The organism is Streptomyces sp. NPDC029044, from assembly GCF_040637495.1.
Taxonomy (GTDB): domain Bacteria; phylum Actinomycetota; class Actinomycetes; order Streptomycetales; family Streptomycetaceae; genus Streptomyces.
On sequence record NZ_JBEZWN010000042.1, the window covers coordinates 27,767 to 49,646 of the forward strand.

Genomic DNA, 21,880 nt, shown 5'->3' on the forward strand with positions numbered 1-21,880 from the left:
CCCTGACGTCTCGTGCTCAGTTGCCGACGCGGCGGCGCAGGTCCTGGAACGCCGTGTAGTTGGCGATGACCTCGATCCGGCCCGGCGGGCACGCCGCCACCGCCTGGTCGAGGTTCTCGTAGACCTGGAAGTGCTGGTCGGCGACCTCCAGACGCACCGCCAGGTCCAGCCGCCGGTCGCCGACGACGCAGATCGGGTGACCGGTCAGGCGCGAGTAGTCGACGTCCCACAGCCAGGAGGTGTCGGTGCCGTCGGCGGAGCGCGCGTTCACCGACAGGATGACCGGGGTGGGCGGCGGGTCGATCAGGGAGAACGTCTCCAGCCAGCCGGCCGGGTTCTTCGCCAGCAGCAGCCGCAGGTCACGGCCCTGGAACTGGACGACGTCGTAGCGCCCGGCGACCGCCTGCACCTGGTACATGCGCTCCAGCGCGACCTGCGGCGGCACCCCGAACACGGCGGCGACGGCGGCCGAGGAGGCGGCGTTGGCCTTGTTGGCGCGGCCGGGCAGCTGGAGGTGGATCGGCCAGGCCGAGCCGTGCGGGTCGAGCACGTGGTCGCCGGAGAGCGCCCAGCTCGGGGTCGGACGGCGGAAGCCGCACTCCCCGCAGAACCAGTCGTCCCCGGGGCGCTGCATCACGCCGCCGCAGGACGGGCAGGACCAGGCGTCGTCCTTCCACATCTGCCCCGCGGCGACCCAGATCACGTTGGGGGAGGACGATGCCGCCCATACCACCAGCGGGTCGTCGCAGTTGGCCACGACCACGGCCTTGGAACCCGCGAGTCCCTCCCGCCAGTTCTCGGCGAGCATGCGGGTCTCGGCGGCCCGGTCGAGCTGGTCGCGCGAGAGGTTGAGCAGGGCGATGCACTTCGGGGCGGTGTCCCGGGCGACGCCGGCGAGGTACTTCTCGTCGACCTCGATGACGCCGTAGCGGGCGTCCGAGCTGCCGGCGAGGGCCGAGGTGATGCCGGCCGGCATGTTGGCGCCGAGCGCGTTGGAGACGACCGGTCCCGCCGCGCGCAGGGCCTCGGCGATGAGCCGGGTGGTGGTGGTCTTGCCGTTCGTCGCGGAGACCAGGATCACGTCCAGGTTCTGGGCGAGCCGGGCGAGGAGGTCGGGGTCGAGTTTCAGCGCGACCCGGCCGCCGATCACCGAACCGCTGCCGCGCCCTGCGGCGCGCGATGCCGCCGCGACCGCCTTGCCCGCGGTCACGGCCAGCTTGGCCCGCGGCGAGAGCGGGTCCGAGTTGCCTGCCATCAGTTCTCGATCCTCCTTGCGTACGCGCCGCGCCTTGAAGCCTGACGGCCACGTGGTGTGGACCTCAGCCTATCGAGATCCATTCGCACTCCCGAACCGCGGCACTGTGGCGAACTCGTGTGGGAGGCGCGGACCGACAGGACCTTACTCTTGCCGCCATGCGACAGAGCCCCATCCCCGGCACCCACGGCCGCGTGAGACCCCTCACCCTGCACGGCGACCCCACCCTGCACACACCCTGCGCGGAGGTCACCGACTTCGGCCCCGAACTGGCCCGGCTCGTAGAGGACTTGTTCGCCACGATGTACGCCGCCCAGGGCGTCGGCCTCGCCGCCAACCAGGTCGGCGAGCCGCTGCGGGTCTTCGTCTACGACTGCCCGGACGACGAGGACGTCCGCCACGTGGGTCACGTGGTCAATCCCCGCCTGACCGAAAAGGACGGCGTGGTGATCCGGGGCCCGGAGGGCTGCCTGTCCCTGCCGGGCCTGGAAGCGGGCACGGAACGCCACGACCACGCGGTGGTGGAGGGTTTCACGGTGACCGGCGACCCGGTCACCGTCCACGGCACGGGCTTCTTCGCCCGCTGCCTCCAGCACGAGTGCGACCACGTGGAGGGCCGCATCTACGCGGACCATCTCACGGGCTGGCGCCACCGCAGACTGATGCGCCAAGTGGCCAGATCCTCTTGGCGCCGGGCTGAGTGACTCAGGGGCGCGGGAAACTGCGCGAACAACCCCCACCGGCGGTCAGCCGAACCACAACGATCAGAACCCCGGACCCCCGACCCGATCCCCCGCAGCAGCAAGCCGCCCCCACAACAGGTCAGCCAGACTCCGCACCAACTCCGCACGAGAACAAGGCCGTTCCCCCAGCCACCAGTCCCCGGCCGCATGCATCATGCCGACGATCCCGTGCCCCCACACGCGCGCCAGCTGCTGCCCGCCCGGCCCCAGATCCAGCCGCTCCTCGATGACCTGCGCCAGTTCCTCACCCATCCGCCGCAGCAACGGCGCACTGTGCTTGCCGACATCGAAGCCCGGATCGCCCGGCTGGCCCCCCTCGGCCGGATGCATCAGGAACCGGTACACCTGGGGCCGCGCCTCGATCGCCGCGAGGTAGGTGTCCAGTGTGGCCTCGACCCGCTCCCGCCGGTCCGCCGGCGCGTCCAGCGCCGCCCGCAGCGAGTCCAGCAGCGCGTCGGTGTGCCGCATGGCAAGGGCCGCGTAAAGTCCGCCCTTGTCGCCGAAGTGCCGGTAGAGAATGGGCTTGGTGATGCCGGCTTCCGCCGCGATCGCGTTCATCGAGGCCTGCGGGCCGTCGCGCAGCACCACTCGGTCGGCGGCTTCCAGCAGCTCACGCCGACGGCGATCGGCGGACCGTTGCTGATCGGTCCGCTGCGTGGTGTCCATGGTCTCTCCCCACCCGTGCTGTTTCGATGACGCCTGCGCAAACTAACACTGAAGCATGCCCAGGACACCGAAAGGGTGCCGACCGGTCGGTAGGAGTTGACTTCGACTACCCACCGGTAACAGACTGCTGTTACCGCAAGTAACATGCACGTGTGCCGCTGGAGGGGACGACATGGCCGAGTTCACCATGGAGCTCAACGACGAACAGAAGGAGGTCCGGGACTGGCTCCACGGCTTCGCGGCCGACGTGATCCGCCCCGCGGCCGCCGAATGGGACGAGCGTGAGGAGACTCCCTGGCCGGTCATCCAGGAGGCCGCCAAGGTCGGCATCTACTCCCTGGACTTCTACGCCCAGCAGTACTTCGACCCCACCGGCCTCGGCATCCCCATGGCGATGGAGGAGCTGTTCTGGGGCGACGCGGGCATAGCTCTGTCCATCGTCGGCACCGGCCTCGCCGCCGTGGGCGTCCTCGCCAACGGCACCGAGGAGCAGATCGGCACCTGGATCCCCCAGATGTACGGCGACGCCAACGATGTCAAGGTCGCCGCGTTCTGCTCTTCCGAGCCCGACGCCGGCTCCGACGTGGCCTCCATGCGCACCCGGGCCGTGTACGACGAGGCCAAGGACGAGTGGGTGCTCAACGGCACCAAGACCTGGGCGACCAACGGCGGCATCGCCAACGTCCATGTCGTGGTCGCGGTCGTCGACCCCGAGCTCGGCTCCAAGGGCCACGCCTCCTTCATCATCCCGCCGGGCACCGAGGGGCTGTCCCAGGGCCAGAAGTTCAAGAAGCACGGCATCCGCGCCTCGCACACCGCCGAGGTCGTCCTGGACAACGTGCGGGTGCCCGGCTCCTGCCTGCTCGGCGGCAAGGAGAAGCTCGACGAGCGGCTCGCCCGCGCCCGGGAGAAGGCCAGGCAGGGCGGGGAGCGCGTGAAGAACGCGGCGATGGCCACGTTCGAGGCCTCGCGCCCGGCCGTCGGCGCCATGGCCGTCGGAACCGCCCGGGCCGCGTACGAGGTCGCTCTCGACTACGCCACCACCCGGGAGCAGTTCGGGCGGCCGATCGTCGACAACCAGGGCGTGGCCTTCCAGCTCGCCGACATGCGCACGTCCATCGACGCGGCCCGGCTCCTGGTCTGGCGGGCCTCCTGGATGGCGGTCAACGGCAAGCCGTTCACCGCGGCCGAGGGCTCGATGTCCAAGCTGTTCGCGAGCGAGACGGCCAAGAAGGTCACGGGCCAGGCGATCCAGATCCTCGGCGGCAACGGCTACACCCGGGAGTACCCGGTCGAGCGCATGCACCGGGACGCGGCCATCTACACCATCTTCGAGGGCACGAGCGAGATCCAGCGCCTGGTGATCGCCCGGACCCTCGCCGGCGTGCCCATCCGCTAGCGCTGCCCGAAGGCCGTGGTCGGCGTGTCCGGCGGGTGGGCGACGCGTGCGGGCTGTCCGAACGGGCTGCCCGCACATCCGCTGCGGAACCGCCGAGTTCGTGCCGGACTGCTCGCGGCGTGGGGCGCCGTGCCAGGCTCGTCCCGACACCTCGACGACGGAGGAAGCGATGACGCACCCGGCCCGGGACCTGTTGCGGACGATCACGGCGGCCCTCGCCCCGGACCCGGACGCCAATCCCTTGGTCCCCCGGATCGCCGCCGGTACGGCACCTCGCGCCGCCCTCGCCGCGCTCGCCCTGGAACAGACCTGGGTGATCCCCGCGGACCGTCGTGCGTTCGAGCACCTGGCCGCCCGCTCCGCAGCGGCCGAGCCGGAGGCCGCGGCCTTCTTCACGACCCTCGCGCAGGGTGAGGCGCTGGCGGGCGAGCGACTGGCCGCCTTCGCACGGGCGTGCGGCGCGCAGGAGGCGACCTACGAGCCGCTTCCCGGCTGCCAGGCCTACCCCGCGTACGTGGCCTGGCTGGCGCTCAACGCCGCACCGGCGGACGTGGTCCTGGCGCTGACGGCCAACTTCTCGGCGTGGGGCGGCTATTGCGCGACCATCGCCACCGCACTGCGCGAGCACTACGGCTTCACCGACGAGGCCTGCGCCTTCTTCGACTTCTTCGCGGAGCCGTCACCCGATCTGGACCGGCTGGCGGCGGCAGTGGTGGAGGCGGCTCTGGACGCCGGCCGGCTCGACCGGCAGCGAGCTCACACCTACGGCCGCCTGCTACAGACGTACGAGGCGATGTTCTGGGACGCGCTGAGTGCGACTCCCTAGGTGCGGCGCGGACTGTGCCGCACGGCTCAGGTCGCGGTCCCACTGCTGTGCGCGATACAGGCCACGTCGATCCGATCGGCCAGTTTCGCCAGCTCGATGGCCAACTCGGCGACCGTGTCCTCGTCCAGCCCCGACTCCCCGCCCTCCACCAGCCGCACCCACCGACCCCCCACGGTCCGCAACAGCTTGCTGACATCCGCCGCAGCCACCTGCAAGGTCCCGCGGTCGTCGACGATCAGAGGCAGAGTCACTTCGCGGTTCACAGACGGGATCGTAGCTCCGCAACACTCACGCACCATGCCAAACAGTGGTGATGTTGCAGAACTCCCTGATTCCGTGCCCGGACAGCTCACGCCCGTACCCGGACCGCTTCACACCGCCGAACGGGAAGGCCGGATGGGACGCCGTCATGCCGTTGAAGAACACGCCGCCGGCCTCCAGATCCCGCACGAACCGGTCGACCTCGTCGTCGTCCCGCGTCCATACGTTCGAACTCAGCCCGAACGGCGAATCGTTCGCGATCAGCACGGCCTCGTCCAGGTCGGCCGCCCGGTACAGCGTGGCGACCGGCCCGAACGCCTCCTCCCGGTGGATCCGCATCTCGCGGGTGATGCCGGCGAGGATCGTCGGCGTGTAGTACCAGCCCGGCCCGTCCGGCCGTTCGCCACCGCACAGCACCTGCGCCCCGCTGCGCACCGCGTCGTCGACCAGCTCCTCCAGATCACGCCGCCCCTGCTCGCTGGAGAGCGGTCCGACCTCGGTGTCGTCGGCCATGGGGTCGCCGACCTTCAGCGCCTTCATGCCTTCGGCGAACCGCTCGGCGAAGGCGTCGTAGACGTCCGTGTGCACGATGAACCGCTTCGCCGCGATGCAGGACTGCCCGGTGTTCTGCACCCGCGCGGTCACCGCGACCTGCGCGGCCCGGTCGATGTCGGCGGAGGGCATCACGACGAACGGGTCGCTGCCGCCCAGCTCCAGCACCGTCTTCTTGATCATCTCCCCGGCGGTGGAGGCGACCGCGCGGCCCGCGGGCTCGCTGCCCGTGAGGGTGGCGGCCTTGACCCGCTCGTCGCGCAGGATCTCGTCGACCGCGGCGGAGCCGATCAGCAGGGTCTGGAACGTGCCCTCGGTGAAGCCCGCACGGTGGAAGAGATCCTCCAGGTAGAGGGCGGTCTGCGGGACGTTCGAGGCGTGCTTCAGCAGTCCCACGTTGCCCGCCATCAGCGCGGGAGCGGCGAAACGGACCACCTGCCACAGCGGGAAGTTCCACGGCATCACCGCGAGCACCGGCCCGAGCGGGCGGTAGCGCACCCGGACGCGTGAGGCTCCGGAGTCCTTCACGTCGGAGTCGGCCGGCTCCTCGACGGCGAGCAGTTCCTCGGCGTGGTCGGCGTACCAGCGCATCGCCTTGGCGCACTTCGCCGCCTCGGCCCGGGCCTGCTGGATCGGCTTGCCCATCTCGGTGGTCATCACGCGGGCGATGTCCTGCTGGTCCTCTTCCAGGAGGTCGGCGGCCCGGTGCAGCAGCCGGGCGCGCTCGCCGAAGGTCGTCGTCCGGTACGTGCGGAACGTGGCCTCCGCGAGCTGGAGCCGGCGCTCGATCTCCTGCTCGCCCATGGCCTCGTACGTCTTGAGCGTCTCGCCGTTCGCCGGGTTCACCGTTGCGATGGGCATGGCTGACCTCCCTCGGAGCGGGCTGTGTCTCGACCTTCCCGCGCGGCGGAGGGGACCGCAACGCGGGAGCGTCTCCTCAGGCCGAGTGCTCCGCCAGCCGGTCGAGAAACGCCGCCTGCGCCTTGACGATCACCGCGCGGGCCCGGTCGAGGCCGAACCACGCCACCCGGTCCAGTTCGGGGAATTCCTGGAGCCGCCCGGAGCGCGGCGGCCACTCCATCCGGAACGTGCCGGGCACGATCGACGCCGGGTCGAGATCCGCCCGGACCGCCCAGGCCGTGACGATCTTGCCGTTGGTCTGCCGCACCTCGCCGAGATCGATGGCATCGCCGTCGGGCGGGGGCAGCCCCAGTTCCTCCCGGAACTCGCGCCGGGCGGCCTCCCAGGCGGGCTCGTCCGGCTCGTACTCGCCCTTGGGGACGGTCCACGCCCCGGCGTCACGCCGGGCGAAGAACGGGCCTCCCATGTGCCCGAGCAGCACGTCGATGCCGTTGTCCGTGGGGTGGAAGAGCAGCAGACCCGCACTGCGCTTCACGGCTTCACCTCCGGATGGGCGGCCAGCAGCGCCTCGACCGTGTCGGCGTCCTCCGGGCGCTTGTCCTCCCGGTAGCGGACCACCCGGGCGAAGCGCAGGGTCACGCCGGCCGGGTAGCGGGTGGAGCGCTGAAGTCCGTCGTAGGCGATCTCGACGACGAGCTCCGGGCGGACGGTCACCACGTAGCCGTTGCTTTCGACGGCGAGATGCTGGAGGCGTTCGGTCTGCCAGGTGAGCATCGCGTCGGTCATGCCCTTGAAGGTCTTGCCGAGCATGGCGAGGCCGCCGTCGGCGGTGCGGGCGCCCAGGTGGAGGTTGGACAGCTTGCCGGTGCGGCGGCCGTGGCCCCACTCGGCGGCCAGGACGACCAGGTCGAGGGTGTGGACGGGCTTGACCTTCAGCCAGGAGGCGCCGCGCCGCCCCGCGCTGTAGGAGGCGTCGAGCGCCTTGGCGACGACGCCCTCGTGGCCGCGCTTCAGGGTCTCGGCGAGGAACTCCTCCGCCGCGGGTGTGTCGTCCGGCCCGGACACCAGCGTGCGCCGCACCCGCATCGGCTCGGGCACCAAGCGGGCCAGTTCCATGTGCCGCTGCGCGAAAGGCAGGTCGAGCAGGTCGCGGCCGTCGACGGAGAGCGCGTCGAAGAAGACGGGGGAGACCGGCACCGCGCGGGCGGCCGTCGCCACGTCCGTGCGGGAGCCGACCCGGCCGGCGGTCTCCTGGAACGAGCGGGGGCGTCCGCCCTCGTCGAAGGAGATCACCTCGCCGTCCAGGATGAACCGCTCGCCCCGCAACTCCAGTGCGGCGGCCGTCACTTCGGGAAGACGGTCGGTGATGTCGTCGAGGGTACGGGTGTACAGCCGCACGGCATCGCCGTCCCGGTGCACCTGGACGCGGATGCCGTCCAGCTTCTCCTCCACCGCGCAGCCGCCCAGCTTGTCGACCGCCTCGGCCACCGAGGAGGCGCTGTGCGCCAGCATCGGCAGCACCGGGCGGCCCACGGTGAGACGGAAGCGGTCGAGGGAGGCCGGGCCGTCCGCGAGCAGCGCCTCGGCCACCGTCTGGAGGGAGCCCGCGAGCATCACGGCCCGCCGTACGTCCGCGGCAGGCGCCCCGGTCGCCCGGGCCAGCCCCTCGACCGCCACCGCGTCCAGAGCGCCCTGCCGGACCTCGCCGGTGAGCAGGCCGAGCAGGAACCGCTGCTCGGTCTCGGTGGCCGCGCCCATCAACTCCGCGACCAGCCGGGTCCGTTCCGCCTGGGAGCCGGGGCCGGACACCGCGGCGAGCTCCGCGAGCCGGGCGTCCACGTCCCGGACGGTCAGGCCCGGCTCGGCGGCCGGTTCGACCGGCCGGCTCAGCACCTTCCAGCCGACGCCGATCCGGCCCTGCGGCAGCCGTCCCGCGAGGTACGGGATGACGATGGGTACGTCCTCCGCCTCGGCGTCCCGGAACAGCTCCGCGAGCAGGGCCGTCTTGCGGGACCGCGCCGAGGTGGCGGCGACCTCCTGGGACACTCGGGCCAGCCGGTGCAGCAGCATGCAGCCATGGTGCACCTCAGACGGGGCCTCTACACCTGGGCGACCGGGCCCGGCGGCCCCGGCGCGGCTCCGCCGGGCGTACGGCACCGGGCACCGCCCCGCTTCGGCGGCGCGGCGGCAATCCGGTTGACGCGCGCGGCGCACGCGGGTTCCTCCCGCACGGCTTCGTCGAGATCGAGCGGTAGGTGCTGCCGGGCGACACCGTTCCTTGGATCGACCTGCGCCTCTCCTGACCGGGCCGTGGCCCGGTGGGCGGCACGCGGTCACGCGGAGCTCTGCCGCCGCACTGCCGCGTCGAGGTCCGTCATGAGCAGGTCCCCGACGATCGCGGACGCCGCCCGGTACCCGCCGCTCGCCGCGTGCACGACCTGCTCGGAGAAGCCGACGGCGTTGCCCGCGGCCCACACGCCGGGCACGGTCGTCAGGCCGGTGGCGTCGACCACCGGATACGCGCCGAACGGCGTCTCGTGCAGCTCGGCACCGAGCCGCCCCAGCAGACCGGTCTGCGGTACGGCTCGCGGGGCGGTGAACAACACCGAGCGGGCGTGCCTCGTACCGTCCGTGAGCCGGACGCCGGTGAGCCGGTCGTCCTCCGTCACCAGCTCCGCGACCTCCCCGGGCACCACGTCCACCCCGGCCGCGGCGAGCCGGCGCAGATCCTCGTCGGACAGCTCCTCCTCGGCGACGGTGTGGAGGAAGAACCGCACGTCCTTCGACCACTGGGACACCATCAGCGCCTGGTGCACGCTCGCCGGGCCCGTGGCCAGCACGCCGAACGGCTGGTCGCGTACCTCCCAGCCGTGGCAGAAGGGGCAGTGCAGCACGTCCCGGCCGAATCGCTCGGCGACCCCGGGGACCGCGGGCAGTTCGTCCTTCAGTCCGGTCGCGACGACGAGCCGCCGGGCCCGCACGCTCCGGCCGCCGGCCGACACCACGGTGAAGTCCTCGCCCTTTTCCACCTCCACCACCCGGTCCCGCACGAGCTCCACGCCGTAGCGCGCGACCTCCTCCCGGCCGGCGGCGAGGAACTCGGCGGGCGGCATGCCGTCCCGGGACAGGTAGCCCTGCATGTGCGCGGCCGGCGCGTTGCGCGGCTCACCCGCGTCGATCACCAGCGTGCGGTGCCGGGCCCGCCCCAGCACCAGCGCGGCGGACAGGCCCGCCGCGCCCCCGCCGATGACGACCACTGCGTACTTCTCGGTCATGTGACCACCTCCGCTGCCGAGCGTCGCCCCGGTGCTGCGGGATTGACAAACGTCGTTGCCGAAACTGCAATACGGCCATGACGACGGACGAGGTACTCGCGGGCGTGGGCCCCCGGCTGCGGCAGATGCGCAAGGACCGGGAGGTGACTCTGGCGGCGCTCTCCGAGACCACCGGCATCTCCGTCAGCACCCTCTCGCGGCTGGAGTCCGGCCTGCGTAAACCCAGTCTGGAACTGCTGCTGCCGATCGCGCGCGCCCACCGGGTGGCTCTCGACGAGCTGGTCGGTGCCCCGCCGGCCGGTGATCCGCGCGTGCGGTCCAAGCCGATCGTGATGGGCGGCCGCACCCTCTGGCCGCTCACCCGCCAGCCCGGCGGCCTACAGGCCTACAAGGTCCTCGAACCGAAGCGCAGGCAGGAGCCGGATCCCCGGACGCACGAGGGCTACGAGTGGCTGTACGTGCTCTCCGGGAGGCTTCGCCTGGTGCTGGGTGAGCACGACGTGGTGCTCACGGCGGGGGAGGCCGCCGAGTTCGACACCCGGGTACCGCACTGGTTCGGGTCGACGGGGGAGGGGCCGGTGGAGTTCCTCAGCCTCTTCGGGCCGCAGGGCGAGCGGATGCACGTACGGGCGCGGCCGAAGGGCGCCTGACACACGGGGAACCTTCCGGGCGGGATTTGCCCGGCACCTGTTCCCTCATGGGCAAGCGACCGCTTAGTATGCGAACCGACCCCGGTCAGACACAGCAGTCCCCCGTGGAGGCCCCGCATGCAGGCATGGCAAGTGCACGAGAACGGCGAGCCGGGCGAGGTGATGCGGCTCCAGGACGTGGAGCCGCCCACCCCCGGTGACGGCCAGGTCCTGCTGAAGGTGCGCGCGGCCAACATCAACTTCCCGGACGCCCTGCTCTGCCGAGGCCACTACCAGGTCAGGCCGCCGCTGCCGTTCACCCCGGGCGTGGAGATCTGCGGCGAGACCGAGGACGGCCGCCGGGTGATCGCCAACCCGGCGCTGCCGCACGGAGGCTTCGCCCAGTACGCCGTCGCGGACGCCGCCGCGCTGCTGCCCGCGCCGGACGCCCTGGACGACGCCGAGGCCGCGGCTCTGCACATCGGCTACCAGACCGGCTGGTTCGGTCTGCACCGCCGGGCCGGTCTGGAGGCCGGCGAGACCCTGCTCGTCCACGCTGCCGCTGGAGGGGTCGGCAGCGCGGCCGTGCAGCTCGGGAAGGCCGCCGGCGCCACCGTCATCGGTGTCGTCGGCGGCTCCGGGAAGACGGCCGTCGCCCGCGAACTGGGCTGTGACGTCGTGATCGACCGGCGCTCCGAGGACGTCGTAGCCGCGGTCAAGGAGGCCACCGGCGGCCGGGGCGCCGACGTGATCTACGACCCGGTCGGCGGCGAGGCCTACACCCAGTCCACGAAGGCCGTCGCCTTCGAGGGGCGCATCGTGGTCGTCGGCTTCGCCGGCGGCACCATCCCCAGCCCGGGCCTGAACCACGCCCTGGTGAAGAACTACTCGATCCTCGGCCTGCACTGGGGCCTGTACAACACCAAGAATCCCAAACTGGTCCAGCACTGCCACGAGCAGCTCACCGACCTGGCCGCCCGGGGCGCGATCAAGCCGCTGGTGAGCGAGCGCGTGCCGCTCGGCGGCGCGGCCGGCGCCGTGCAGAAGGTGGCGGACGGTCTGACCACCGGCCGGATCGCGGTCGTCATGGAGGAGGCAGCATGACCGACGCCGAGGAACTGCGCAGCCGCACCCGGGAGTTGCTGGCCTCCCACCCGCCGGCCTCCACCGACCGCCTGGAGTTCCTGCGGGCCCGCTTCGACGCCGGACTCGCCTGGGTGCACTACCCGGAGGGCCTCGGCGGACTCGGCGCCCCCCGCTCCCTCCAGGCCGTCGTGGACGCCGAGCTGGAGGCCGCCGGGGCACCCGACAACGACCCGCGGCGCATCGGCATCGGCCTCGGCATGGCCGCGCCGACGATCCTCCAGTACGGCACCGAGGAGCAGAAGCGGCGGTTCCTGCGGCCGCTGTGGACGGGTGAGGAGGTCTGGTGCCAGCTGTTCAGCGAGCCGGGCGCCGGATCCGACCTCGCCGCCCTGGGCACCCGGGCCGTCCGGGAGGATGGGGGCCCCTCCCGCTCGAACGAAGGCGGGAGCGGGGGAGACTGGGTCGTCAACGGGCAGAAGGTGTGGACGTCCAGCGCCCATGTGGCCCGCTGGGCCATCCTCATCGCCCGCACCGACCCGGACGTGCCCAAGCACCGGGGCATCACGTACTTCGTGTGTGACATGACCGATCCGGGTGTCGAGGTGCGCCCGCTGCGGCAGGTCACCGGCGAAGCCGAGTTCAACGAGGTGTTCCTCACCGACGTCCGCATCCCGGACTCGCGGCGCCTCGGTGCGGTCGGCGAGGGCTGGAAGGTCGCGCAGACCACCCTCAACAACGAACGCGTGGCCATCGGCGGCATGCGGCTGCCCCGCGAGGGCGGCATGATCGGCCCGATCTCCAGGACCTGGCGCGAGCGGCCCGAGCTGCGCACCCACGATCTGCACCAACGGCTGCTGAAGGTGTGGGTGGAGTCCGAGGTCTCCCGCCTCACCGCCGAGCGGCTGCGCCAGCAGCTCGTCGCGGGCCAGCCCGGTCCCGAGGGCGCCGGCATGAAGCTGGCCTTCGCCCGCCTCAACCAGGAGATCAGCGGCCTGGAGGTGGAACTCCTCGGCGAGGAGGGCCTGCTGTACGACGACTGGACCATGCGGCGCCCGGAGCTGGTCGACTTCACCGGCCGCGAAGCGGGCTACCGCTACCTGCGCTCCAAGGGCAACAGCATCGAGGGCGGGACCAGCGAGGTCCTGCTGAACATCGTCGCCGAGCGCGTCCTGGGCCTGCCCCCCGAGCCGCGCACCGACAAGGACGTCGCCTGGAAGGACCTCGCCCGATGAGCGACCTGTTGTACTCGGAAGAGGAAGAGGCGCTGCGCGCCGCCGTCCGTGATCTGCTCACCGACCACTGCGACGCGCCCGGCGTCATCGCCCGCACCGAGTCGGGCACCCCGCACCACCTGGCCCTGTGGAAGGCCCTCACCGACGGCATGGGCCTCGCCGGCCTGCTGGTGCCCGAGGAACTCGACGGCCAGGGCGCCACACACCGCGAAGCCGCCGTCGTACTGGAGGAACTGGGACGCGCCATCGCCCCCGTGCCGTACCTGACGAGCGCGGTCGTCGCCACCGAGGCCCTGCTGGCCTGCGGCACCGACGACCTCCTGCGCGACCTCGCGACCGGCACGACGATCGGCGCCCTCGCTGTCGCCCTCAACATCGCACCGGGCGCCGCATACCGGGTCGTCCGGCACGAGAACGGGCTGCTGCACGGCGAACTGACCGGCATCGCCGACGCGGCCGTCGCCGACGTGCTGCTCGTTCCCGCCGACGACGGCGGTCTGTACGCCGTCGACGCCACCACCGCGACCGTCACGCCCCAGACCTCCCTGGACCTGACCCGGCCGCTCGCCACCGTCACCCTCGACGGGGTGCAGGGCCGGCTGCTGGGCGACGCCGAACCCGCCGTGCGCCGAGCCCTGCGCGCCGGCGCCGGACTGCTCGCCTCCGAGCAGTTCGGGCTCGCCGAGTGGACGCTGACGGAGACCGTCCGCTACCTGAAGGAACGCAAACAGTTCAACCGGCCCGTCGGCGGCTTCCAGGCGATCAAGCACCGGCTGGCCCAGCTGTGGCTGGAAGTCGTCAACACCCGCGCGGCCGCCCGCAACGCCGCCGACGCCCTGGCGAACGGCGACGACGTGGACATGGCCGTCACCGTCGCCCAGGCCTACGCGGCACCCGTGGCCGTGCACGCCGCCGAGGAAGCCCTGCAACTGCACGGCGGCATCGGTATGACGTGGGAGCATCCCGTGCACCTCTACCTCAAGCGCGCCAAGGCCGACTCGATCGCCTACGGCACGGCCGGCGCCCACCGGGAGGCACTGGCCGCGCTGGCCGACCTCCAGGCCCCCTGACGCCCAGCCGGCCGACATCGCCGAACGGCCGGAGTTCTCCCGGAAAGGCCCGTCCCACCAGGGGCGGGCCTTTCCGCGCGCCCGCCCCGCCGAAGTGAACGCGTGGCGGCAGTCCGGCCAACTCCGTCTCCACACCTGCTGCTTGAGCCTCCGGGACCTCATACTCGCAGGGTTCCCGCACGGCACCTCCAGGGAGGCAGAGCATGGCCCACACCACCCGTCGCACGGCCCTCACCACCCTCGGCGCAGCCCTCGCGGGCTCGATCGCCCTCCCCGCCGCCCCGGCGCCGGCCGGCGAACGCACGCACAGGCCCCGCCCGTTGTGGCGCGCCCACGCCCACAACGACTACGAGCACCCGCGTCCCCTGTTCGACGCCCTCGACCACCGCTTCGGCAGCGTCGAGGCCGACATCCACCTCGTGGGCGACCGGCTCCTCGTCGCACACGACCCGGAGGACCTCGACCCCGCCCGCACCCTGGAGTCCCTCTACCTCGACCCGCTCGCCGCCCGTGTCCGCTCCAACCGGGGCACGGTGTACCGGGGTTACCGCGGCTCGCTGCAACTGCTCATCGACATCAAGACCGAGGGCTCCTCGACGTACCGCGAACTCGACCGCCACCTCAGGCGCCACCGGCACCTGTTCACGACGTACGCCCATGGTCGCGTTCGCCGCGGCCCGGTCACCGCCGTGATCTCCGGCGACCGCGCGGCCCGCGCGCCCCTGGAGGCCCAGACCGTCCGGCGTGCCTTCTACGACGGCCGCCTCTCCGACCTCGGCAGCCCGGCACCGGCCTCCCTCATCCCGCTGATCAGCGACAACTGGACGCTCAACTTCACCTGGCGGGGTGTCGGCGCCTTCCCGGACGCCGAGCGGCAGAAGCTGCGGGGCATCACCAGGACCGCCCACGAGCGGGGGCAGAAGGTGCGGTTCTGGGCCACCCCGGATCTGGCCGGACCCGCCCGCGACGCCGTCTGGGGCGAACTGCTCGCCGCCGGTGTCGACCACCTCAACACCGACGACCTCGCGGGACTGGAGGCGTTCCTCGACGCCCGGCGGGCGGTCTAGGGACGGCAGCAGGACACCACACGTTCGGCGGACAGCTCAGCCGCCCGGACGAACCCTCCGCTACGCCACACTTGCGGCCGAACGTCGTGAACCGGACATGGCGGCGTGGCGGAGGAGTTGACGATGGCCATTTCCATCTCTGTGGTGCTGCTGCTCGGGATCCTTGCGGTGATCTTCCTGCGCAACGGCGGACTGAAGATCTCCCACGCACTGGTCTGCCTGCTGCTCGGCTTCTCACTGGCCGGCACCAGCGTCGCCCCTACCATCCACAGCGGCCTCACCGCGACGGCCGAGATCGTCAGCGGCCTGCGGCCCTGACCTCACCCCGAGAACACGCCGATCCCGTTCGGGACGGGGCGTTCGGCGCCGCCGCTGGGGTGGTTGCGCACGGAGACCACGCTCGCGCCGGGCTCGCGCGCGACCAGGGTCGACGACCCGCCGCCGTCCAGGCTGAAGGCGTCGTCCGCGCCCAGCTTCCGCAGGGTGCCGGCGACTTCGGCGATCGTCAGGCCGCTGCGGTAGGCGGCGGCGCCGTCCAGCGCGAGCAGCAGCAAGCGCCGCCCGCCCTCGGCGATCCCCACGGCGGTACGGACGGCCGACGTCGTGTCGTCGAGCCCCGGCAGCGGCTGCCCGCCGGAGAGCACCGGGTAGCCGCCGACGGCGAGCCGGTAGGAGACGCCGTCGCCGGCCGCCACGAGGCCGTGCTCGACCTCGACCGGTTCACCGGTGGAGAACTTTCGCAGCTGCTGGGCGCCCGCCTCCCGGCCGACCAGCACGGTCGTCCCCGCGGCGATGGGACCGCTGCCCGGGCTGCCGGCGGCCGAGACGACCCGTCCGTCGCGGACCGTCACCTCTAAGGTGTCCGTGCTGCACGGAGCGGCACGGTCGGTGTCCGTGCCACACGTGGCACGCACCCGGGAGACGCCGCCCCATTCGGAGGTGAACGCACCGACCGAACCCACCGGCAGCGCGTACTGGTTGAGCCCGCCGAGAGGCAGCTGCGCCTCGGCCGTACTGACCGACCCCTCCAGCGTCAGCCGGTCCAGCCGCGCCCGCCCGTCGGTGCCGACGCCGAACACGTCCTCGGTGGTCGTGCCGGGCGGCAGGGCCGGCCCGAACCGCTGGCCGTTCGGCACGGCCGCCTTGAGGGTCCGCCCGGCCGCGATCGCCGGACCCACGCTCGCGCCGGTCGCCTCGACGCCCGGGTGCTGTGTCTCGGTGATGTTGAAGAAGTCACCGTTGACACCGGCCACCGCGCCCTGGCTGTTCGCCATCGTCGAGACCCGCCCCCGTGCGGCCACCGCCCCCGGGTACAGCAGATCGACCCGCACCTGTGGGTTGCCCAGGTCGACCCTCAGCACATGTGCGTGCGTCACCCCCTTGGTCGCCGTGATGTCGAACTCCTCGTACGTCACGCCCGGTGCGACCCGTACGCCCTTCTGGGCGGCGCCGGCCGGAGCCGCCCCCGCCAGGGCCGCACCGGTCAGCGCGCAAAACGCCGTGACGAACGCCAGTACCGCTCTGCCCGCACCCCGTCGCCTGCGACGACCTGCCATCGTGCCCCCTGATGCCTCGTCAACTGTCGGGACCCTCAGGGGCAGTGCACCAGACCGCGGGGGCAGGCAGGGCGACCGAGCGCCTCCTTCGCGGGAACGGCTGAAAAATCGCACCCCTCCGGGTGCTTCAGTTGTCGCCCGTTCCGGTGGCGTACGGCGTGTAGTGCGCGGGCGTGTGGTCGATCGGCAAGCCGGGCCGCCAGGCGGTGAGGGCCTGAGCGCTGCACACGAACAGGTGCTCCGGCAGCCGGTCCAGGGCGAACCAGCGCCAGTGGCCCACACTCTCCCCGGGCTGGTCCGCCGGCTCCCCCCGCCAGCCGGTGACCAGGGCGGGCACGGTCACGCGGACGACACCGCCCGCGTCGTCCAGGAGCGTCCCGAGCAGCCGGACGTCCTCGGGCCGCGCCGCGAGGCCCGTCTCCTCGCCGAGCTCCCGCACGACCGTCTCCCGCAGCGACTCGCCGGGCTCCACCGTCCCGCCCGGCAGCTCCCACGTCCCGCGCCGGTGCCGGCCCAGCAGCAGCCCGCGCGGACCGTACAAGATGGCGCCCACCCCGATCGCGGCGTGCGCTGGCGGCGCCTTGTCGACGCGCGGCCGGGAGGAGACCCTGACGGGCCGGGTCACCCGGAAGAGCCGGTAGGAGGCCCGGTTGCCCTCCTCCGGCGCGTCGAGGACGTCGATCCCCTCCACGCGGAGCCCGTACTCCGTGAGCAGCGCCGTCCAGACCTCCGGTGTGAGCACCCACATCCGGACGGTGACCTCACCGCCACCCGCCAGCCGCAGCACCTCGGGCCGGGCGACGACCCGGTCCGACGGTCCGTCACCCCGGCTGTTGCTGTGCAGCACCGTGAAACAGAACCGTCCACCCGGCCTCAGCGCCCCGGCGAGGGCGGGCAGCAGTCGGTGCGGATCGACGTACGGGACGGCGTTGACGGAATAGACGACGTCGTACGGCTCCGCCGCACGCAGATGCTCCACGGCGTCGCCGAGGACCAGCCGCAGCCCGGGCAGTGCGCCGTAGCGGGCCCGGGCCCGCTCGTACTGTCCGGCCGAGGCGTCGACCGCGTCCACCAGCGCGCCGTGGGCCCGGACCAGGTGGGCGGCGTGCCGGGCCGTTCCGCACCCGAGGTCCAGCACTCGCCGGCCCGTCAGCTTCCCGAGCACCTCGCTCCCCGGCCCGCCGCCCTCGAACCCCCAGCCGACGTCCGCCACTTCGGGCAGGACCGTGCCCCGTAGCAGATGGTGCGCACCGTACGCGTCCCAGGCCTCGGCGTTGACCGCCTCCGGTTCGTCCGACAAGGTTCAGCCGCCCGCCACGGCATCACGCGGAAGCACCGTGACCCGGCGGAAGTTGCACCCGGCGGGCCGCCGCCCGTCGTCGTCGGCGGGGGGCGCCTGGTGGGCCTTGAGGGCGATGCTCACCAGGCTCAGCAGCAGGTCGACGTCCGCCTCGCAGTCGAGGTGGATCGTCACCCAGCCCGATCCGGGCAGCAGGTGGATCGCGCTCGAACCGGCGAGGTCGGAATGGATGCGCTGGATGGCCCGGCGTGTGAGGTGGAGGTCCACATCCCGTGAGGAGTGGAAGTGAACGATCTCGTCACGGACGGAACGGAGCGCCTTTCCGGTACCGCAACTCGCCGGGCCCGCCATGAGGTCGGGCCAGGCCTGCAGGCGCTCCAGGGCGCGCTGGGCCAGAGTCATGCCCCCATCGTCGCCTGCTTACCGGTCCGCAACCAGGGGTTGAGTGATTCGTAACCGGGACGTGAGGTGGAACGTAGGGCTTCCGACCTGGCTCTCAGGCGGATTTGACGAGTCTGAGGTAGCGCTTCCAGTCCCAGTGCCGGCCCGGGTCGGTGTGGTCGCTGCCCGGTACCTCGTGATGGCCGATGATGTGCGCGCGGTTCCTCGGGATGCCGTACCTCTCGCAGATCGACGCGGTGAGCCGGGCCGACCGCTCGTACATGACGTCCGTGAAGTACCCGGGCCGGTCCACCCAGCCTTCGTGCTCGATGCCGATGCTGCGGGTGTTGTAGTCCCAGTTCCCCGCGTGCCAGGCGATGTCGGAATCGCGCACGCACTGCGCGACATGCCCGTCGGAGGAGCGCACCACATAGTGCGCCGACACCCTCGTCCTGGGGTTCCGGAAGACGGACAGGGTGCCGGAGTAGGTCGTCTGCGCCACGTGGATGATCACGTAGCGCAGTGGGTGGGCGCGCGGGCGGTTCGACGGCGTGTAGTTCTTGCGGCTCGCGGGGTGCCACGCCGCTCCGGGGTGGTCGACGGCCCGGGGCCGGGCATCGGCCCGGGTGCCGGAGAGCAGGACGGCGGGGACGGCGGTGAGGGCGGCGCCGGCGAGGATGCCTCGTCGGCTGGGGAAGTGGGTGGTCGGTTCGGCGTTCCGGTCCGTGTTTCGTCCCATGGCTGTGTGCCTTCCGGGCTCGGCGGGAGAGTGTCTCTTGCTCAACTGCGCGGAGCGGCGGCCGTTGTGGCCGTGGCCCGCGTGATCAAGTTACGGCGCCTGCCGGCCGGTCAGCAGAACGCGGTGGACGGGGCCGCGACTGTGGACAACTCCCTCACCCGGGCGGGTGATTGGGACGGACGGACGGGGACGAACGGCGGGGACGGGGGACCGGGCCGGACCCAGCGGGTGACTGCGGGCGACGGCCCGCTTCAGGCCTGCCCGGCGACGGCCGCCGGATCGTCCAGCACCGCCCGGACCACCGAGTGCGCGGCCCCCAGCAGCGGGCCCTCGGGCCCCAGCCCGGACACGGAAACGGGGCAGACCGGACCTGCCGTACGCCGTGCCAGCTCGTCCCGCAGCGAGGGCAGCAGCCAGGGCGCGAGCCCCGAGAGTTCCCCGCCCAGGATCACGCTCTCCGGGTCGAGCAGGTTGACCGCCCCGGTCAGAGCCACACCGAGCGCCGTCCCCGCGTCGCGCAGGGCACGGCGTACGTTCTCGTCGCCCTGCGCGGCCCGACCCGCGAGCAGCCCGACCCGGTCCTCGTCGGGCTCCAGCCCGGCCGCACGCAGCACGGCCTCCTCACCCGCGTACTGCTCCAGGCAGCCTCGGCCGCCGCAGGCGCACTCCGGCCCGTCCGGCCGGACCGGCACGTGACCCAACTCGCCCGCGAAACCGCGGGTTCCGCGGAGCAGCCCGCCGTCCACCACGACCGCCGCACCGATACCGATCTCCGCCGAGACGTGCAGGAAGTCGCGGGGCGTGTCCTCGCCCAGCCAGAGTTCCGCGAGAGCGCCGAAGTTGGCCTCGTTGTCGACCGTCAGCGGGAGTCCGGCCGGCAGCAGTGTGCCGAGGTCCGTGTCGTGCCAGCCGAGGTTCGGGGCGCGCACGACCGTCCGGCCGTCGCGCGCCACCAGGCCCGGCACGGCCACGGCGAGTCCGGCCGGCCGCAGGCCCTCGGCCTCCGCCTCGGCGACGACTTGCCGGATCAACTCGGTGAGTTCCGCGAGCACGGGTTCAGGGGAGCGGTCGCGGTTCGCTCCCTGCCGTATCGCCCGCGCCCGGGTCGTGCCGCGCAGGTCGACGGCGCAGACCGCGAGATGGTCGACGCCGACCTCCGCGCCGATGCCCGCCGGGCCGCGTCCGCTGACGGCGAGCGCGGAACCGGGCCGGCCCACCCGGCCGGGCCGCTCCGGCCCCAGTTCTTCGAGGAGCCCCGAGCGGATGAGCTCGTCGACGAGCGTCGAGACCGCCGCCCGGGTCAGGCCGATCCGTGAGGCGACGGCGGCCCGGGACAGCGGCCCCTCGGCGCGGAGGGCGTGCAGGACACGGGCGAGATTGCGGCGGCGCATGCCCTGCTGAGTGTCGGGCAACGCGCGTCCCGGTCCGGAGGAACGGGCCTCGTGCAGCGGTGCGGTCATGCTGACGCCAGTCCTCAGTGGGTGTCCGTGGGCCGCTCCAGCAACGGAGCCGCGTCGGAGAGTACCCCGGCGATCCTGGCCAGCGTCTCCTCGTCCCGCTCGACGGCATCGAGCACCGGCCCGGCCGCCGTGTCCCAGCGACGTGCGACAGCCGCCGGATCCTCGCCGGTCAGCAGCCCGGCCGCCTGCGCCGCGGCGCCGAGCGCGACCAGTTCCCTGGCCTCGGGCACCTGCACAGGACGCCCCGACAGCCGCCGTACGGTCTGCTGCCAGGCCGTGCCCCGTGCGCCGCCGCCGATCAGCAGCAGCGGTTCCGAACGGTCCGCGTCCTCGTCGAGGACCAGGTCGAGCGCGCCGAGCAAGGAATGCACGGCACCGTCGTAGGCGGCCTGGAGCAGCTGGCCGGCGGTCGTGTCGTGGCGCAGGCCGTGCAGCAGGCCGGCGGCGTCGGGCAGATTCGGGGTGCGTTCGCCGTCCAGGTAGGGCAGGAGCGTCACGGCCGTACCGGGCTCCACCGCCTCGCGGTCGCGGCCCAGCAGCGCTGCGACACGGTCGACGGCGAGCGTGCAGTTCAGGGTGCAGGCCAGCGGCAGCCAGTCGCCGCGGGCGTCGGCGAAGCCCGCCACCGTGCCGCTCGGATCGGCGGGCCGGTGCCGCGACACGGCGTACACCGTGCCCGACGTGCCGAGACTCATCACCGGCACACCCGGCCGCACTCCGAGACCCAGCGCTGCGGCGGCGTTGTCGCCCGTGCCGGGCGCGACCAGGGTGCCCCGGGAGAACGGCAGATCATGGCCGTCGCGTACCGTGCCCGCCACCTCGCCGGGCCGGACCACCCGCGGCAGCAGGGCCGGGTCGAGCCCCACGTGCGCGAGGATCTCCTCGTCGTACGTCTCCGTCCCGGAGGACCACCAGCCCGTACCGGAGACATCGCCGCGGTCGGTCGTGCCCTGCCCGGTGAGCCGCTCGGTGAGGTAGTCGTGGGGGAGGCGCACGGCCTTCGTGGCACGCACCGCCTCCGGCTCGTGCTCGGCCAGCCACGCCCATTTCGTGACCGTGAACGAGGCCGCCGGCACGCTTCCCGTGCGGTCGGCCCAGAACTTCGCGCCGCCCAGTTCCTCGGTCAGCCGACGAGCCTGCGGCGCCGAACGCACGTCGTTCCACAGCAGGGCCGGCCGCACCGGCTCGCCCCGGCCGTCCAGGGTCACCAGGCCGTGCTGCTGCCCGCCGACCGACACGGCTGCGGCCTCGTGCGCCGCGTCACCGCACTGGCTCAGGGCCTCGCACAACGCGTCCCACCACTGGCGCGGATCGGTCTCGCGCCCCGCCCCCGAGGAGACCGTGTGCGGCGCCTGGCCGCTCGCCACCACCCGGCCGGTGGACGCGTCGACGACCAGCGCCTTGGTGGACTGGGTGGACGAGTCCACACCGACGACGAGCGGACCCTCGGCTGCTGACATCGGGCTTCTCCCTACTGCGCGCGGCACGTGTCTCCGTTCGGAGGCACCTTGTCTCTTCCCAG

Annotated in this window: 22 protein-coding genes; 9 read left to right on the forward strand and 13 right to left on the reverse strand. The window is 72.7% G+C overall.

Annotation, left to right across the window (positions count from 1 at the left end; all coding sequences use genetic code 11):
- Nucleotides 1-16 precede the first annotated feature (16 nt).
- Nucleotides 17-1,255, reverse strand: coding sequence for a MurT ligase domain-containing protein (locus AB0E85_RS27645; RefSeq protein WP_033307230.1), 1,239 nt, complete (start codon nucleotides 1,253-1,255; stop codon nucleotides 17-19).
- A gap of 158 nt (nucleotides 1,256-1,413) precedes the next feature.
- On the opposite strand from AB0E85_RS27645, the gene def reads away from it, so the two are divergent.
- Nucleotides 1,414-1,959 carry a peptide deformylase gene (gene def / locus AB0E85_RS27650; RefSeq protein ID WP_361932417.1) on the forward strand — a complete coding sequence of 182 codons (546 nt, stop codon included), beginning with the start codon at nucleotides 1,414-1,416 and terminating at the stop codon, nucleotides 1,957-1,959.
- 60 nt (nucleotides 1,960-2,019) lie between these two features.
- Here def and AB0E85_RS27655 read toward each other — a convergent pair whose 3' ends face one another.
- A complete protein-coding gene (locus tag AB0E85_RS27655; protein ID WP_361932419.1) occupies nucleotides 2,020-2,664 on the reverse strand; it encodes a TetR family transcriptional regulator in 645 nt (214 codons plus the stop codon).
- A gap of 172 nt (nucleotides 2,665-2,836) precedes the next feature.
- Between AB0E85_RS27655 and AB0E85_RS27660 the strand changes: the two genes are divergently transcribed.
- Together AB0E85_RS27660 and AB0E85_RS27665 are read left to right on the forward strand one after the other, a co-directional pair.
- Nucleotides 2,837-4,063, forward strand: coding sequence for an acyl-CoA dehydrogenase family protein (locus AB0E85_RS27660; protein WP_184843052.1), 1,227 nt, complete (start codon nucleotides 2,837-2,839; stop codon nucleotides 4,061-4,063).
- A 169-nt stretch (nucleotides 4,064-4,232) separates the two neighbouring features.
- Nucleotides 4,233-4,889: a transcriptional regulator gene (locus AB0E85_RS27665; RefSeq protein WP_361932423.1), complete on the forward strand. Its 657-nt coding sequence runs from the start codon at nucleotides 4,233-4,235 to the stop codon at nucleotides 4,887-4,889.
- Between the two features lie 26 nt (nucleotides 4,890-4,915).
- Here AB0E85_RS27665 and AB0E85_RS27670 read toward each other — a convergent pair whose 3' ends face one another.
- From AB0E85_RS27670 to AB0E85_RS27690, 5 genes are all read right to left on the reverse strand, one after another.
- Complete coding sequence (locus AB0E85_RS27670; protein WP_033307522.1) at nucleotides 4,916-5,152, reverse strand: DUF6213 family protein; 237 nt, start codon at nucleotides 5,150-5,152, stop codon at nucleotides 4,916-4,918.
- A 25-nt stretch (nucleotides 5,153-5,177) separates the two neighbouring features.
- Complete coding sequence (locus AB0E85_RS27675; protein WP_361932425.1) at nucleotides 5,178-6,563, reverse strand: NADP-dependent succinic semialdehyde dehydrogenase; 1,386 nt, start codon at nucleotides 6,561-6,563, stop codon at nucleotides 5,178-5,180.
- Nucleotides 6,564-6,639: 76 nt separating this feature from the next.
- Nucleotides 6,640-7,098: an NUDIX domain-containing protein gene (locus AB0E85_RS27680; protein ID WP_361932427.1), complete on the reverse strand. Its 459-nt coding sequence runs from the start codon at nucleotides 7,096-7,098 to the stop codon at nucleotides 6,640-6,642.
- On the reverse strand, nucleotides 7,095-8,633 hold the full coding sequence (locus tag AB0E85_RS27685) for an ATP-dependent DNA ligase (protein ID WP_361932430.1): 1,539 nt from the start codon (nucleotides 8,631-8,633) through the stop codon (nucleotides 7,095-7,097). Before AB0E85_RS27685 ends, AB0E85_RS27680 begins: the two co-directional genes overlap by 4 nt.
- Before the next feature lie 263 nt (nucleotides 8,634-8,896).
- The gene (locus AB0E85_RS27690; protein ID WP_361932433.1) at nucleotides 8,897-9,838 is read right to left on the reverse strand and encodes an NAD(P)/FAD-dependent oxidoreductase; all 942 of its coding nucleotides are present in this window, start codon (nucleotides 9,836-9,838) and stop codon (nucleotides 8,897-8,899) included.
- Between the two features lie 77 nt (nucleotides 9,839-9,915).
- On the opposite strand from AB0E85_RS27690, the gene AB0E85_RS27695 reads away from it, so the two are divergent.
- From AB0E85_RS27695 to AB0E85_RS27720, 6 genes are all read left to right on the forward strand, one after another.
- Nucleotides 9,916-10,488 carry an XRE family transcriptional regulator gene (locus AB0E85_RS27695; RefSeq protein WP_361932435.1) on the forward strand — a complete coding sequence of 191 codons (573 nt, stop codon included), beginning with the start codon at nucleotides 9,916-9,918 and terminating at the stop codon, nucleotides 10,486-10,488.
- Nucleotides 10,489-10,605: 117 nt separating this feature from the next.
- Nucleotides 10,606-11,571: an NADPH:quinone oxidoreductase family protein gene (locus tag AB0E85_RS27700; RefSeq protein WP_361932438.1), complete on the forward strand. Its 966-nt coding sequence runs from the start codon at nucleotides 10,606-10,608 to the stop codon at nucleotides 11,569-11,571.
- Complete coding sequence (locus AB0E85_RS27705; RefSeq protein WP_361932440.1) at nucleotides 11,568-12,785, forward strand: acyl-CoA dehydrogenase family protein; 1,218 nt, start codon at nucleotides 11,568-11,570, stop codon at nucleotides 12,783-12,785. The genes AB0E85_RS27700 and AB0E85_RS27705 overlap by 4 nt, the downstream gene beginning before the upstream one ends.
- Nucleotides 12,782-13,855: an acyl-CoA dehydrogenase family protein gene (locus AB0E85_RS27710; RefSeq protein WP_361932443.1), complete on the forward strand. Its 1,074-nt coding sequence runs from the start codon at nucleotides 12,782-12,784 to the stop codon at nucleotides 13,853-13,855. The genes AB0E85_RS27705 and AB0E85_RS27710 overlap by 4 nt, the downstream gene beginning before the upstream one ends.
- 203 nt (nucleotides 13,856-14,058) lie before the next feature.
- On the forward strand, nucleotides 14,059-14,922 hold the full coding sequence (locus tag AB0E85_RS27715; protein WP_361932445.1) for a phosphatidylinositol-specific phospholipase C/glycerophosphodiester phosphodiesterase family protein: 864 nt from the start codon (nucleotides 14,059-14,061) through the stop codon (nucleotides 14,920-14,922).
- Between the two features lie 123 nt (nucleotides 14,923-15,045).
- A complete protein-coding gene (locus AB0E85_RS27720) occupies nucleotides 15,046-15,240 on the forward strand; it encodes a hypothetical protein (protein WP_361932448.1) in 195 nt (64 codons plus the stop codon).
- Nucleotides 15,241-15,242: 2 nt separating this feature from the next.
- Here the strand turns inward: AB0E85_RS27720 and AB0E85_RS27725 are convergent, their stop codons facing one another.
- From AB0E85_RS27725 to xylB, 6 genes are all read right to left on the reverse strand, one after another.
- Entirely contained in the window at nucleotides 15,243-16,478 is a 1,236-nt protein-coding gene (locus AB0E85_RS27725; RefSeq protein WP_361932451.1) for a phosphodiester glycosidase family protein, read from the reverse strand.
- A 127-nt stretch (nucleotides 16,479-16,605) separates the two neighbouring features.
- The gene (locus tag AB0E85_RS27730; RefSeq protein WP_361932454.1) at nucleotides 16,606-17,778 is read right to left on the reverse strand and encodes an NUDIX domain-containing protein; all 1,173 of its coding nucleotides are present in this window, start codon (nucleotides 17,776-17,778) and stop codon (nucleotides 16,606-16,608) included.
- Nucleotides 17,779-17,781: 3 nt separating this feature from the next.
- Nucleotides 17,782-18,180, reverse strand: coding sequence for a luciferase family protein (locus AB0E85_RS27735; protein WP_361932457.1), 399 nt, complete (start codon nucleotides 18,178-18,180; stop codon nucleotides 17,782-17,784).
- Nucleotides 18,181-18,274: 94 nt separating this feature from the next.
- Entirely contained in the window at nucleotides 18,275-18,898 is a 624-nt protein-coding gene (locus AB0E85_RS27740) for an N-acetylmuramoyl-L-alanine amidase (RefSeq protein ID WP_361932460.1), read from the reverse strand.
- 251 nt (nucleotides 18,899-19,149) lie between these two features.
- Nucleotides 19,150-20,358: an ROK family transcriptional regulator gene (locus AB0E85_RS27745; protein WP_361932462.1), complete on the reverse strand. Its 1,209-nt coding sequence runs from the start codon at nucleotides 20,356-20,358 to the stop codon at nucleotides 19,150-19,152.
- A gap of 14 nt (nucleotides 20,359-20,372) precedes the next feature.
- Nucleotides 20,373-21,818, reverse strand: a complete 1,446-nt coding sequence (xylB, locus tag AB0E85_RS27750; RefSeq protein WP_361932465.1) for a xylulokinase — start codon at nucleotides 21,816-21,818, stop codon at nucleotides 20,373-20,375.
- Between the last annotated feature and the right edge of the window lie 62 nt (nucleotides 21,819-21,880).